The sequence below is a fragment of the Mycobacterium persicum genome, from assembly GCF_002086675.1.
GTDB classification, from domain to species: Bacteria; Actinomycetota; Actinomycetes; order Mycobacteriales; family Mycobacteriaceae; genus Mycobacterium; species Mycobacterium persicum.
On the sequence record NZ_MVIF01000128.1, the window covers coordinates 1 to 14113 of the forward strand.

15 protein-coding genes are annotated in these 14113 nt (G+C 67.0%); 4 read left to right on the top strand and 11 right to left on the bottom strand.

Going from position 1 to position 14113, the window contains the following annotated elements; genetic code table 11:
- A partial coding sequence (gene glyA / locus BST40_RS25220) for a serine hydroxymethyltransferase (protein ID WP_083156098.1) occupies positions 1-1066 on the bottom strand: 1066 nt, incomplete at its 3' end.
- Between the two features lie 302 nt (positions 1067-1368).
- Here glyA and coaA point away from each other — a divergent pair.
- Positions 1369-2307 (top strand): type I pantothenate kinase, encoded by a 939-nt coding sequence (coaA, locus tag BST40_RS25225; protein ID WP_075545021.1) that lies wholly within the window; start codon positions 1369-1371, stop codon positions 2305-2307.
- 173 nt (positions 2308-2480) lie between these two features.
- On the opposite strand, the gene BST40_RS25230 is transcribed toward coaA, so the two are convergent.
- The 4 genes from BST40_RS25230 to BST40_RS25245 form a co-directional block, all read right to left on the bottom strand.
- A complete protein-coding gene (locus BST40_RS25230; protein WP_075545748.1) occupies positions 2481-2894 on the bottom strand; it encodes a hypothetical protein in 414 nt (137 codons plus the stop codon).
- Positions 2895-3009: 115 nt separating this feature from the next.
- Positions 3010-4095: a methyltransferase gene (locus BST40_RS25235; protein ID WP_083156099.1), complete on the bottom strand. Its 1086-nt coding sequence runs from the start codon at positions 4093-4095 to the stop codon at positions 3010-3012.
- Positions 4096-4173: 78 nt separating this feature from the next.
- Complete coding sequence (locus BST40_RS25240; RefSeq protein WP_075545750.1) at positions 4174-5544, bottom strand: hypothetical protein; 1371 nt, start codon at positions 5542-5544, stop codon at positions 4174-4176.
- A gap of 76 nt (positions 5545-5620) precedes the next feature.
- Positions 5621-6409, bottom strand: a complete 789-nt coding sequence (locus BST40_RS25245) for a (2Z,6E)-farnesyl diphosphate synthase (RefSeq protein WP_075545796.1) — start codon at positions 6407-6409, stop codon at positions 5621-5623.
- Positions 6410-6563: 154 nt separating this feature from the next.
- Between BST40_RS25245 and trhA the strand changes: the two genes are divergently transcribed.
- A complete protein-coding gene (gene trhA, locus BST40_RS25250; protein WP_082275261.1) occupies positions 6564-7304 on the top strand; it encodes a PAQR family membrane homeostasis protein TrhA in 741 nt (246 codons plus the stop codon).
- A gap of 32 nt (positions 7305-7336) precedes the next feature.
- Here the strand turns inward: trhA and BST40_RS25255 are convergent, their stop codons facing one another.
- Genes BST40_RS25255 through mca form a run of 4 tightly spaced genes read right to left on the bottom strand, consistent with a single transcriptional unit; the run spans position 7337 to position 10900 of the window.
- A complete protein-coding gene (locus tag BST40_RS25255) occupies positions 7337-7720 on the bottom strand; it encodes a nuclear transport factor 2 family protein (RefSeq protein WP_083156100.1) in 384 nt (127 codons plus the stop codon).
- A 12-nt stretch (positions 7721-7732) separates the two neighbouring features.
- On the bottom strand, positions 7733-9745 hold the full coding sequence (locus BST40_RS25260) for a thioredoxin domain-containing protein (protein WP_083156101.1): 2013 nt from the start codon (positions 9743-9745) through the stop codon (positions 7733-7735).
- The gene (locus BST40_RS25265) at positions 9732-10031 is read right to left on the bottom strand and encodes a hypothetical protein (RefSeq protein ID WP_075545753.1); all 300 of its coding nucleotides are present in this window, start codon (positions 10029-10031) and stop codon (positions 9732-9734) included. The genes BST40_RS25260 and BST40_RS25265 overlap by 14 nt, the downstream gene beginning before the upstream one ends.
- Positions 10028-10900 carry a mycothiol conjugate amidase Mca gene (gene mca, locus BST40_RS25270; protein ID WP_075545754.1) on the bottom strand — a complete coding sequence of 291 codons (873 nt, stop codon included), beginning with the start codon at positions 10898-10900 and terminating at the stop codon, positions 10028-10030. The genes BST40_RS25265 and mca overlap by 4 nt, the downstream gene beginning before the upstream one ends.
- A gap of 135 nt (positions 10901-11035) precedes the next feature.
- Between mca and BST40_RS25275 the strand changes: the two genes are divergently transcribed.
- Positions 11036-11470 (top strand): DUF4307 domain-containing protein, encoded by a 435-nt coding sequence (locus tag BST40_RS25275; RefSeq protein ID WP_075545755.1) that lies wholly within the window; start codon positions 11036-11038, stop codon positions 11468-11470.
- Positions 11471-11696: 226 nt separating this feature from the next.
- On the top strand, positions 11697-12191 hold the full coding sequence (greA, locus tag BST40_RS25280) for a transcription elongation factor GreA (protein WP_075545798.1): 495 nt from the start codon (positions 11697-11699) through the stop codon (positions 12189-12191).
- A gap of 34 nt (positions 12192-12225) precedes the next feature.
- On the opposite strand, the gene BST40_RS25285 is transcribed toward greA, so the two are convergent.
- Together BST40_RS25285 and BST40_RS25290 are read right to left on the bottom strand one after the other, a co-directional pair.
- A complete protein-coding gene (locus tag BST40_RS25285) occupies positions 12226-13392 on the bottom strand; it encodes a cystathionine gamma-synthase (protein ID WP_075545756.1) in 1167 nt (388 codons plus the stop codon).
- 82 nt (positions 13393-13474) lie between these two features.
- On the bottom strand, positions 13475-14113 hold a 639-nt coding region (locus BST40_RS25290), incomplete at its 5' end, for an RDD family protein (RefSeq protein WP_083156103.1).

Consider the following 14113-nt stretch of genomic DNA (forward strand, 5'->3'; position numbering starts at 1 on the left):
GCGGGCGGGGGTCGTTGGGCACAGCGTTGCGGTTGACCGTAATTCCCACCTCGTGCAACAGATCCTCGGCGGCCTGGCCGTCCAGTGGAGAGTTGCGCAGGTCGACCAGCACCAGGTGGACATCGGTTCCGCCGCTGACGACCGCGACACCGGCCTTGGCGACATCGTCACCGAGCAGTCGTTCGGCGAGGATCCGGGCACCGGACAGGGTGCGCCGCTGGCGGTCGGCGAACTCGGTGGTGGCAGCGATCTTGAGGGCGACCGCCTTGCCCGCGATCACATGCATCAACGGTCCGCCCTGCTGGCCGGGGAACACCGCCGAATTGATCGCCTTGGCATACTCCTGCTTGCCCAGGATCATGCCGGAACGGCCGCCGCCGAGCGTCTTGTGCACCGTGGTGGAAACCACGTCGGCGTGCGGCACCGGCGAGGGATGCAATCCGGCGGCAACCAAACCGGCGAAATGCGCCATGTCCACCCACAACTTCGCGTCGACCTCGTCGGCGATGGCGCGAAACGCCGCGAAGTCGAGAATCCGGGGGTAGGCCGACCAGCCGGCGATGATCACCTCGGGGCGGAATTCCAGCGCCTTGGCACGCACCACGTCCATGTCGATCAGGTGCGTCGTGGGATCCACACCGTAGAACCCGTTCTCGTACAACTTGCCGGAGAAGTTCAGCCGCATGCCATGGGTCAGGTGGCCGCCGTTGGCGAGGTCCAGACCCAGCAGCCGCTCCCCCGGGGTCATCAGCGCATGCAGGACCGCGGCGTTGGCCTGGGCGCCCGAATGCGGCTGGACGTTGGCGAAATCAGCGCCAAACAGTGCCTTGGCCCGGTCCCGGGCGATGTTTTCCACCACGTCGACGTGCTCACAACCGCCGTAGTACCGCCGGCCCGGCAGCCCCTCCGCATACTTGTTGGTCAGCACGCTGCCCTGGGCCTGCAACACCGATCGCGGCACGAAATTCTCCGAGGCGATCATCTCCAAGGTGTCTCGTTGCCGGCCGAGTTCCTTGCCCAGCAGCTCTGCGATATCGGGGTCGACCTCGGCCAGCGGGGCGGACATGACCGAGCTGGTCTCGGAAGCCCTTACGTGGGCAGAAGTACGGGCGTCAGGTGCGGCAGTCACGCGCGCCAGTCTATCGAGGGCGCCGCTTCGCGGCTGATCGTGTTCGGCGCACCCGATCCCGTGGTCGCCCGCGGCTACCGGAGGTCTCACCCCCGTCAGGCAGGAAACCGGGTACCCGTCGGCGACCCTGTCCGCCGGGTCCGGTCGTCGCTGATAGCCCGGCGCTTCACCGTGGCCTTGCCACGCGCTTTACCCGGCCCAGCCGTCAGACCCGCGTCGATCCCTGCAAGACTGACACCATGCCACGGCTTAGCGAGCCGAGCCCGTATGTCGAGTTCGACCGAAAGCAATGGCGCGCGCTTCGTATGTCGACCCCACTGGCCCTCACCGAAGAGGAATTGGTCGGCCTGCGTGGTCTGGGTGAGCAGATCGACCTGTTGGAAGTCGAAGAGGTGTATCTGCCGCTGGCCCGGCTCATCCATCTTCAGGTCGCCGCCCGTCAGCGGTTGTTCGCCGCCACCGCCGAATTCCTCGGCGAGCCGCAACAAAACCCGGACCGGCCGGTGCCGTTCATCATCGGTGTGGCCGGCAGCGTGGCCGTCGGCAAGTCGACCACCGCACGAGTGCTACAGGCGCTGCTTGCCCGCTGGGACCATCATCCGCGGGTGGACTTGGTGACCACCGACGGCTTTCTCTACCCCAACGCCGAGCTGGAGCGGCGAAGCCTCATGCACCGCAAGGGTTTTCCGGAGAGCTATAACCGCCGGGCGCTGATGCGGTTCGTGACCTCGGTGAAGTCGGGCTCGGAATATGCGTGTGCGCCCGTGTATTCACATCTGCACTACGACATCATTCCGGGGGCCAAACACGTGGTCCGCCATCCGGATATCCTAATCTTGGAGGGGCTCAACGTCTTACAGACCGGACCGACCCTGATGGTCTCGGACCTGTTCGACTTCTCCCTCTACGTCGACGCGCGCATCGAGGACATCGAGCAGTGGTACGTGTCGCGGTTCTTGGCCATGCGCAGCACGGCCTTCGCCAACCCGGAGTCACACTTTCACCACTATTCGGCATTGTCCGACCCGCAGGCCGTGGTCGCCGCCCGCGAGATCTGGCGGTCGATCAACCGGCCCAACCTCGTCGAGAACATCCTGCCGACCCGGCCGCGGGCCACCCTGGTGCTGCGCAAAGACGCCGACCACTCGATCAACCGGCTGCGGCTGCGCAAGCTGTAGTAGGCCCGCCTCGAGCCGGTGCCGACTCAGACCGGCGATGGGCCGCGGAATCCGTGCTTGCCGAACAACAGCCCGCCCGCGACGTTTTCCGCTTGTGCCGAAAGCGCGGCCGGAATGGGCTGACGCGGGGCGTCCACGGCATAGAGCGGCACCCCGCGTCAGCGGCACGGTGGCTAGGCGGCCAGTCGGCGCACCCCCAGGTACTGCAGACCGGCGAACAACGCCGTGTATCCGCCGCTGGCCAGGGTCGCGGCCACGCCAACGGCGGTCATGGGCACCAGCTCGGCAGCCACGACTGCGGCCAGGGTGTAGACGACGTTGCTCACGATGACGCCGATGCCGGCCCGGCGCAGGTTCGGCAGCGCGGCAAGTCCGAACACCACCAGGCCGTAGAGCACGAAGAAAGCGCCCATGCTGTACTCCTGGCCGGACGTCAGGCCGGTCATCTGCGAAATCGGGTCGGCGGCGACGGCGACGGCCAAACCCGCCAGTCCCGTCAAGGTGGCATCGGCGCGCATCGCGAACCGCAGCAGCGAGTCCGTCGAGTCGTACAGAGGCCGGATTGTCGGATCGGAAAGAGCGGTCATGCTATTACCCCTTGGCTGTGTGGAAGGCGGTTGGTCGAACAGGTTTCACCGTGCCGCCCGAGCACTGCCAGATCGACGCATGGCACTGCCAGCTACTGCCATCGACGGGCCAAGGTCACACCGCGATGCCCTCGACCAGGCTGTATGGCGAGGCGGTTGCCACCACCCGGGTCATGCGAAAGCCCGCGCGCCCGAGGAGTCGGCCGTACTCGTCGGCGGTGCGTTCGCGCGCGTCCGCGAGCAGCAGCATCTCCAGGTCGACCCATTTGCCCATGAATTCCCGATCGTGCGGCGGAATCACCTGCTCGATGAGCAAGACCTTCGTGCCCGCTGCCGCCGCGGCACGGACGTTGCGAAGGATTCGCACCGCGTCGTCGTCGGGCCAATCGTGGATGATGTGCTTGAGGACGTAGGCGTCGCCGCCGGTCGGTATCTCGCCGAAGAACGAACCAGCTTCGATCCGAACCCGGTCAGCGACCCGGTGTTCGGAAAGCAGGTCGGGGGCTCCGGCAACCACATGACCAAGGTCGAACAGGATGCCACGCGCCTGCGGCGCCGACCTCAGGATCGCGGCCAACAGCCGGCCATGTCCGCCGCCGACGTCGACAACGGTGCCGCAGTCGCTGAAGTCGTAGGCGGCGACCACCGGCGCGATCGACAGTTCCGACGAGCTTGTCATGGCCTGGTTGAAGATTTCGTTGAGCGCCGGTTCGCCGGCGAGATAGTCGAAGAACGGCTTGCCGCGCAATGCCGGGACGATGGTGTGACCGCTGCGCACCGCATCCGTCAGCCGGCTCCAGTGCTCTCGATGAGCAGGAGCCCCGACAAATCGAGCCATCCCTGCCAACGACACGTCGGCATCGCTGCGAAGAGCCTCGGCCAGCGGGGTCAAGGCGTAGCGGCCGTCGCGGCACCGCCGAAAGACGCCGCGTCCGATCAGGGCTCGCAGTAACCGGCTGACGGCGTCGGCGTCGGCGCCGACGGCTGCCGCGAGTTCCTCGGCGGTCATCGGCCCCTTGGCGAGCGCGTCAGCGATACCGAGGTCCGCGGCGACGGTGATCGCCTGTGCCGCCCACGCCTGCAGGATCATTTCCATCAGCGCAACCGGTGCCGGAACCAGCCCACGATGCAGTCGACCGAGATGATGCCGCACCGACTCGACGATCCGCGCGACCCTGGCCGGCGGAAGCTTTGCTGCCATGACTAACCCTTTTCGCCCTGCCCAACAAGGAATTCGACGCTCAAGACGCTGAGGATGGTACGCCGGCCGGCGCCCGGGCTAATCGCTGGGAACGGTGATCCGCCCGCGCAGATCGGCGGCGATCAGCCGAGCCGCGGCGTTCTGCCAGTTGTGCAGTGAGCGCTGCGGCACCTCGGTGACCAGCCACTGCCAGGCTTGGCGGGCGGTCGCGTCCAAACCGGCAGCGGTGGCGTTTTGCGCGTAGGCGCGCACGCCCACGACGTAGGGGAAATACAGCGAGTTGTAGTAACGCCAATGTTCGGTGGTTCCGAAATCGCCGGCGCCGCGCGGCTTGAGCCGGGCAATGCCGTCAGCCAGCACCGCCTTGAGTTCGTTGGCCCGCTCCAAAGGATGATCGGGTGCCCCGCGTGCGGCCAACCGCTCATCGATCACCGGCAACGCGGTCAGCGGGCTGGCGACAAGTTTGGTCAGATCGCCGTAGTGGCCCAACGCCCGGCGGGTGAGCCGGACGAAGGTGTCGTCGTCCATGTCGGCGAGGGGGTTCACCGACCGCAGCGGCAAACCCGCCCCGGTATGCCGCAGCGCGGCCCGGTCGGCGCGCAGCGCGGGCGACCGGGAAAACGCCAGCCGGTCCAGCAGCCCGGCCAGCGGATCGGCCAGCACCTGCACGATGATCGCGATCGCCAGGCTGGTGAAAAGCAGCACCGTCAGCGCGGTCTGCGCCGTCGGTTCAGTGCGGGTCACCGCCAATCCGATCAGCGCCTGACCGCCGAACAACACCGCCACCGCCAGTGTTCCGAAGAACGAGCGCAGCATGTCTGCCCGCAACGCCTGGCCCTCGTCGAAGGCGTCCCACAGGGCAACCGCCACCCCGAGCGCCAAGACGTCGAAACCCGTCGACGCCAGAGCCAGCCAGCTGGGCACCAGGCCCAGTGGAATGACCAGGACGGCATTGGCCAGCGCGAAGAACAGGGTTGCCACGATCACCACGCCAACGACGGGCGTCGGCTGCGCGGGCCGCAGCACCGCGACCGCCATCGCGCCGAGGGTGGACGCGGATATCACCGCCAACATCATCAGGTGGCCGGCCCGCAGTGGGCCGGTGACGCCGCCCGCCATCGTCGCACCGAACAGGGTCAGCGCCGCGACACCACCGATGAGCATGACCTCGCGGGTGCGGGCCCGCCAGCTGTCGCACGGCCGGGCCAGCTCAAGGAGCACCGCCAACCACGCGACGCCGGGGACGGCAACAAGGTAGATCTCCAGTCGGCTCAGCAGCGCGGCGTGCCCGACGCTGGTCGTGCGCACCGCATCCAAGGCCACCACCAGCGCGAAACCGCACAGTCCGGTCGCTGCCAACACCAGCACCGGCTTGCGCGGATCACGGGCCAAAAGATACAGCCCCAGCCACAGGCTCAGTGTGAACACCGCCGCCGACAGCGCAGCCATGCATCCAGTTTGGCACGGGGTCCGATGCGTGCCGACCCGCTACGCCCGGCTTCGCCGCGCTTGCGATCGGCACGGGTTACTTGCCGTACCGCCGATGGCGCTGGCTGTAATCGCGCAGCGCGCGCAGAAAATCGACTCGGCGGAACGCGGGCCAGTGTGCTTCGGTGAACCACATCTCCGAATAGGCGCTTTGCCACAGCAGAAAACCAGACAGGCGTTGCTCGCCCGAGGTGCGAATCACCAAATCCGGGTCGGGTTGGCCCGAGGTGTAGAGATTTTCGGAAATGCCGTCTTCGGTCACCGCCTCGACCAGCTCCTCGGCGCTGGCGCCGTTGGCCAATTCTTTGCTCAACAACGCCCGAACCGCGTCGACGATCTCCCGGCGCCCGCCGTAGCCTACCGCGACGTTGACATGGAACGACGCCGTCTCGGGGGTCGATTCCACCGCATCACGCACCCGACGGGCCGGCTCCTCGCCGATCAGCCCCAGATCCCCGACGGTACGCACACTCCAGCGGTTGGCCGGGGCGCAGATCTCTTCGACAACGTCGGTGATGATCTCGATGAGTCCGGCAAGCTCGTCGGGATCACGCTGCAGGTTCTCGGTGGAAAGCAGGTAGACGGTGGTCATCTCGATGCCGGCGTCCTGGCACCACCGCAGCATCTCGGCAATCTTGGCGGCACCCATCCGGTAGCCGTAGCTGACGTCCTCGTAACCCGCGCTGCGCGCCCAGCGGCGGTTGCCGTCGCACAGCACCGCGATGTGTCTCGGCAATTCGGATCGAGTGGCGGCCAGACCCTGCCGCAACCGAAGCTCGTAAATCCGATACAACGGCTCTTTGAGCCGCGGCGGGATGATCTCCACGAGAATCCAGACTACTGTGATGTACACCAGATTCCGGCCTTGATCCGGCCAAAATCACCGCACGCGCGCCCACGTCGTAACGGTCTGCGACGACCGACCCAACTAGGGTGATTGTGACGGTTACCGGCAATAACACCACGGGGAGATGGGAGACATGAGCAGCCAGGCCAGCACGGCTACCGCCGCAGCACCCGAATCACACGGGCTGACACCGTCCAATGCTGCCCACCACATCGTCGAAGGCGTTACCCGGGCCCTGACCAAACCCCGCTTCCGGGGCTGGATCCACGTCTACTCGGCCGGCGCCGCCGTATTCGCCGGGGCGTCGCTGGTCGCGGTTTCGTGGGCCGTCAGTTCCACCAAGGCCGGGCTGGCCACGTTGGCCTACATCATGGCCACCGTGGTGATGTTCACCGTCAGCGCCACCTATCACCGAGTTAACTGGGAATCCCCGTCGGCCCGCGCCTGGATGAAGCGCGCCGATCATTCGATGATCTTCGTGTTCATCGCGGGCAGCTACACGCCGTTTGCGCTGTTGGCCCTGCCGGGCCACGCCGGACGAGTGGTGTTGTCGATCGTGTGGGGTGGTGCGATCGCCGGGGTGCTGCTGAAGATGTTCTGGCCGACCGCGCCGCGCTGGGTGGGCGTGCCCCTCTATCTCCTGCTGGGCTGGGTGGCCGTCTGGTACACCGCGACGATCCTGCACAACGCGGGGGTGACGGCGCTGGTGTTGCTGTTCGTCGGTGGCGCGTTGTACAGCGTCGGCGGCATTCTCTACGCGGTACGGTGGCCAGATCCGTGGCCATCGACGTTCGGCTATCACGAGTTCTTCCACGCCTGCACCGCGGTCGCGGCGATCTGCCATTACATCGCGATGTGGTTTGTGGTGTTCTAGCCGCCCGCGCCGCGGCCGGGATCGTCGGCGCGCTAAAACCGGGTGACGTCGTCGGCCGACCAGTACGCCTTCATCGCGGTGACCTTTCCGCGGTCGTCGAAAACCATCACCTCGATGGGCTCCACCCGCATTGCGTTGTCGCCCTCCGTCACGGTCAGCCGAAACTGGAACGCCGCCTCGTTGCCGGAAACCCGCAGCGACACCAACTCACAGACCCGCTCGAGCCCGGCAATCGCCGAGTAGAAGCCGCGGATTGCCTGCGTGCCGATATGCACCTCCCCACCGACGGGATCCTCGAGAGTGGCGTCGGCGGCGTAGAAGCTGACCAAGTCCTCGACGCCGCCGTCGTTGAGCACCGCGATGTAACGGTGGACGGTGTCAGCGATCGCCCGGGCTCTGTCGGTGCGGTCCGGCATGGGGGCACGCTACTATCCCGGCGGTTGCAGAGCGGCGACGAGTTCGTCTGAACTCGTCACCGGCAGGTCACAGACTCGTCCCCGGCACACGTAGGCCGCGTCGGCACCTCCCACCCGGTCCCGGTCGATCAGCAGCGCCGACGAGCCCACCGGGCCACCGATGACGATCGCCCCTCCCGGCGCGAGCCGGCGAGCGGTGGCCAACAACGGTGACTGCGGATCGGCACACGCGACAGCGATCTGCAGTGGCCCGCGTATCGCCGCCTCGGCGACCGAGAGCCAGTGACCCGCCGACCGTGGCGCCCGGGCCAGCAATACCGCATGTTCGCGCAGCGTGTCCGTGGCCGCCTGCAGATACCGCTGGGCGCGGCCAGGCTCGACCAAGTGCGCGGCGGTCAGCAACGCCTCGGCGATCGACGACGCGCCGGACGGTGTCGCCCCGTCCAGCGGGTCGGCGGGCCGCAACATCAGCTGCTCGGCATCGTCGGCGGTGTCGAACCACCGACCCGGATGCAGCGGGTCGGCAAAATGCTGCAACGCCGTATCGAGCAAGCCGCTAGCCGCCGTTAGCCAGGCCGCATCGGAGGTCAGCTGGTACAGCGCCAGCAGACCGGTGGCCAGCATCGCGTGGTCCTCCAAGATGGCGGCGCTGTCGCCCACCACCCCGCCCAGGCTGGCACGCCGCAACCGGCCGTCGACGACGTGCAAGTCCAGCAGCGCGGCCGCGCAGCGCTGCGCGGCTTGCACCAGTCGTGGCTCCGGCAATGCCACGCCGGCCTCGGCCAGCGCGGTAATTGCCAGCCCGTTCCAGGAGGTGACGACCTTGTCGTCGCGCCCCGGCTGGACACGGGTGAGCCGGGCCGCCAACAACGCGCCCTTGATCCGCTCGAAACGCTGCGGGTCGCCGGGGTCCCTGAGTAGCTGCAGCACCGAGGCCCCATGTTCGAAGGTGCCGGACCGGGTGACCTCGAAAACCTCTGCGGCCCAACGCCCGTCGTCGGCACCGAGCACCTCGGTCAGCTCCGCGGGGGTCCATACGTACGTCGAGCCCTCGCGGCCGTCGGCGTCGGCGTCCAGCGATGACGTGAACATGTCACCGTCGGCCAGCTCGTCGAGCAAGAACCGCGCGGTCTCGGCGGTGATTCGGCGGGCCAGCGGATCCCCGGTACGCCGGGCCCAGTGTGCGTAGGCGCGCAGCAGCAGCGCGTTGTCGTACAGCATCTTCTCGAAATGCGGTACCACCCAAGCGTTGTCGACGCTGTATCGGGCGAAGCCGCCGGCGAGTTGGTCGTAGATGCCGCCCCGGGCCATCGCGGTGCCGGTGCGCGACACCGCCTGCAGCGCTTCCGAGGAACCGGTGCGCTCGTAGTGTCGTAGCAGCCCTTCGAGCAACGCCGACGGCGGGAATTTCGGTGCCCTGCCCCAGCCGCCGTGAGCCGTGTCCTGGTCACCCAGCACCACCGCGACGGCGTGATCGCACAACTGCGGCGCAACGTCCGGCCCGCCGCCGGGCAGGCCGGACGCCATCGAGCGCAGCTCGCCGGCGATATGGTCCGAGGCCTGCTCGACCTCGTCGCGGCGCTGCTCCCAGGTCTCGGATATAGCCGAAAGCAGTTGCAGGAAAGCATCTTTCGGGTAGTAGGTGCCGCAAAAAAATGGTCGGCCGTCGGGGGTGAGGAAACAGGTCATCGGCCAGCCGCCCTGCCCGGTCAGCGCGACGGTGGCGTTCATGTAGACCGCGTCGATGTCCGGTCGTTCCTCGCGATCGACCTTGATGCAGACGAATCCGGCGTTCATCGCGGCGGCCACCTCGTCGTCGGCGAAGGATTCGTGAGCCATGACGTGACACCAGTGGCAGGCGGCGTAACCCACCGATAGCAGGATCGGCACGTCGCGCGCGGCCGCCTCGGCCAGGGCCTGCGGCGTCCATTGCTGCCAGTGCACCGGGTTGTCGGCGTGCTGCCGCAGGTACGGGCTGGTGGCCGCCGCCAGGGTATTGGCTCCGGTCGGATCAGCCGGGGTCATCGGCGGGTCCCGGTGGTCGCGCGGATCCCTTACCGTCGGTACCGGGCGGCTCGTCGGGAGTGACCGGGTCGGTGCCTTCGTCGGCGGCCTGGTCGGGCTCGGGGTGCTGGCGGTCGAACGATTCGGGAACCTTTTTCAGTTGCCGGTTCATCGATCGCACCAGGAACAGCGTGGCGACCACGAGCAGCACGATGACCAGCAGCCCCACCGGACTGGCCTTACCGAAATCGGGGCCGTGGTTGCGGGGGGCATCGTCTGCAATCACGCTGAGCAAAACGCCGTTCACTGGTCCGGCTCGATCCCGGCGAACAACTCCGTCTCCGGCAGGCGGACGGGAACGCGCGAGCGCGCCAATTCGAATTCCTCGGTCGGCCATAGCTCCTGCTGCCAGGACAGCGGAGCGGCGAAGAACTCGGCGTTCGGGTCGATCTGGGTGGCGTGTGCGCGCAGCGCGTCGTCACGCTGCGCGAAGTACTTCGAGCATTCCACGCGCGTCGTCACCCGGTTGGCAAAGGGATCGTGGTCGGGATGCCAGTGCTCGAGCCACTTCGCGAACGGACCCTCCTGGCCGCGCTTGATGAACTCCTCCTGCAATATGCGCATCCGCTCCCGCAAAAAGCCGTGGATGTAGTACAGCTTGGACACCGTCCACGGCTCACCGGCATCCGGGAATCGACGGTAGTCGCCGGCCGCCTCGTAGGCGCCGATCGAGACCTGATGGCAACGAATGTGATCCGGATGCGGGTACCCGCCGTTCTCGTCGTAGGTGGTGATCACGTGCGGCCGGAAGTCTCGAACCACCCGCACCAGCGCCTCGATCGACTCCTCCAGCGGGACCAGCGCAAAGCAGCCTTCGGGCAGCGGTGGTGGCGGGTCGCCCTTGGGAAGTCCGGAGTCGACGAAGCCCAGCCAGGTGTGCTCCACACCGAGGATCTCGGCAGCCTTGGCCATCTCGTCGCGGCGGATCTCCGAGATGTGGCCATGCACGTCGGGCAGGTCCATCGCCGGGTTGAGAATTTCGCCGCGCTCGCCGCCGGTCAAGGTCACCACCAACACCCGATGACCCTCGTCGGCGTAGCGGGCCAGGGTGGCCGCACCCTTACTGGACTCGTCGTCGGGGTGGGCGTGCACCGCCATCAACCGCAGTTCGCTCACGTGCTCCCTAGTTCCTGTGCCGGCCGGCCGCTCTGCTGCTCGCCCGGTTGCGACCCTATAATTCCAGTTCTCGATCGTCCCATCCTCCTCGGCCGCACCCCGGACTCCGCCAACCATCCAGGCAACCATCCAGGTATGAAACCAGTACCCGTTTCCCGTCCCGAAGCCCGCTACGGTCGATCGCGGCTGTCCAGCCGGTCGCGGCGGCGCCTGGCCACCACCTTGTCGGTGGCGGCCGTGGCGGCCGGATTGGCCGTGGCCTTCATCGCCTACCAACGGATCGGCACCAGTGACGTCACCGGCTCGCTGGCCGCCTATCGGGTGATCGACAACGAAACGGCGTCGGTGACGATCAGCGTGACCCGCAAAGACCCGTCACGACCCGTGGACTGCATTGTCCGGGTTCGCGCCCACGACGGCAGCGAGACGGGTCGACGCGAAGTGCTGGTGGCACCGTCGGATCAAAACACCGTGCAGGTGACGACGACGCTGAAATCGAGCAAGCCGCCGGTGATGGCGGACATATATGGTTGCGGCACAGACGTGCCCGCATATCTGCGCTCGTCTTGAGGCACATCTTCCGGCTCTTCGTGAGCCCAACTGCGCAGATGCCGTCACCGAGTGTTTGCGCAGTGGTAACATTGCTGGATGCACGGTCCTGCTTTGGACCGTGTATTGCTGCATTAACGGCCGTGAGCAAAACGGCGTGACAGCAACGGGGCGGGAACCCGCACACCGACAGCGGGATCAGCACCTTATGCGAATACGCATAAGAGAACACAAGGAGCGCGACGAGATGACGGATACTCAGGTGACCTGGTTGACCCAGGAGTCACATGACCGACTCAAGGCCGAGCTCGAACAATTGATCGCGAATCGTCCGATCATCGCCGCCGAAATCAACGACCGCCGTGAGGAAGGTGACCTGCGCGAAAACGGCGGCTACCACGCCGCTCGCGAGGAACAAGGCCAGCAGGAAGCTCGCATCCGTCAGCTACAGGACCTGCTCAGCAATGCCAAGGTCGGCGAAGCGCCCACGCAGTCGGGGGTGGCCCTGCCCGGGTCGGTCGTCAAGGTCTACTACAACGGCGACGAGTCCGACACCGAAACGTTCCTGATCGCCACCCGCCAAGAGGGCGTCAACGACGGCAAGCTCGAGGTCTACTCGCCGAATTCACCGCTGGGCGGCGCGCTGATCGACGCCAAGGTCGGTGAGACCCGCAGCTACAAGGTGCCCAACGGCAACACCGTCGAGGTCACCCTGGTCAGCGCCGAGCCCTATCACTCGTAATCGCGCCCGAACATCCGGTCAGCCGTCGGTGCGCCTAGCCGAGCGCCTGCTCTAGATCGCCGAGCAGATCGTCGATGTCCTCGATGCCGACCGAAAGCCGCACCAGATCGTCGGGAACCTCGAGCTGCGAACCAGCCGTCGACGCATGGGTCATGGCGGCGGGATACTCGATCAGCGACTCCACCCCGCCCAGCGATTCGGCCAGGATGAAGACCTCGGTGTTGGCGCATAGATTCCGGGCGGCTTCCCGCCCCGCTTTCATGCGCACCGAGACCATGCCACCGAAGCCGCGCATTTGCCGCGCGGCGACGTCATGCCCGGGGTGGTCCGGGAGCCCCGGGTACAGCACACTGCCGACCGCGGGATGCGCGGCGAGGAATTGGGCTACGGCACCAGCATTTTCGCTGTGCCGTTGCATCCGCAGCACCAAGGTCTTCAGCCCGCGCATGGTCAGATAGGCGTCGAACGGACCCGGCACGGCTCCCGCCCCGTTCTGCAAGAAGCCGAACGCTTGGTCCAGCTCCTCGTCGTTGGTGACCAGGGCACCGCCCACGACGTCGGAGTGCCCGCCGATGTACTTGGTGGTCGAGTGCAACACCACGTCGGCGCCCAGCGTCAACGGCTGCTGCAGCGCCGGCGATGCAAACGTGTTGTCCACCAAAACTTTTGCGGAGCTTTCCGCGCCCAGCTGGACGATCCCGCCGATGTCGGCGATCGACAGCAACGGGTTGGTCGGTGTTTCCACCCAGATCAGCCGGGTGCGCGGGGTGATCGCAGCGCGCACCGCATCCAGATCGGAAAGCGCCACCGGCGTGTACTCGACGTTCCACCGGGTGAACACCTTGTCGATCAGCCGGAAGGTGCCGCCGTACGCGTCGTCGGGGATGACCACGTGGTCCCCGGGTGACAGCATGGCCCGCAGCGCACAATCGGCGGCCGCCATCCCGGAGCCGAACGCCCGGCAGTGCCCGCCCTCCTCGACGGCGGCCAGCGACGCCTCCAAGGCGGCCCGCGTCGGGTTGCCGGTGCGAGCGTATTCGTAGCCGCCGCGCAGTCCGCCGACACCGTCCTGGGCGAACGTACTGCTGGCATAGATCGGAGCGTTGACGGCTCCGGTTGCCGGATCGGGCGGGTAGCCGGCGTGGATGGCTTTGGTGGCTAGCCCGCTGAACCGGTGATGCCGCCGGTGGTCGTCATTCATCGGTGGCCAGCCTAATAGCAAGGCGCTACCCCGGGCCGTGGTGTCACGACCGGGATAGCGCCTTGCCGAGTCGCTGCCGGGGTCAGACCGGCAGGCAGACCGTGGTCATGATCTTGTCAGCCAGCGTCTGTCGCTTGGCGTCCCACAACGGGAACAGGAAGCCGACGTAGCAGATGATCGCGTCGACAAAGTGTGCGAGCTGGCGTACCAGCGACATCCCGAAGCCCAACGGCTGCCCGGTGGTTTCGCTGACCACCTTGAACTTCAGCACCGACTTGCCGATGCTCGACCCGGTGGTGCCTTGGCGGTAGCCGTAGTTCCACACCCAGTAGGCCAGTATCGCCAGCGACGCCAGCCCTTGCGCCAGCACACCGATGATCGAGTCCTGCGCATAGCAGTACTGGCTCACGTCGTACTGATTGACGCTGGTGACGCACGACGACTGCTGGGTCACCATTGCGATCACCCAGCCGATGCCGTAGACGACGACAATCGGAGCGGTGTCGATGAGGAACGCCAGTACGCGGGTGATCCACGGGGTGTAGGACTCCGTCGGCTGGGAGCGGATCGCCGGCCCGGGCGGCGGCGGCGCGTAGCCGGCGGCCGACGGAGGCGGCGGTGGCGGATAGCCGCCCTCGGGAGGGGGGGGCGGCGGATAAGACCCGCCAGGCGGAGGCGGCGGCGGGTAGGAGCCGCCGCTCGGCTGCGAAGGATGGGACGG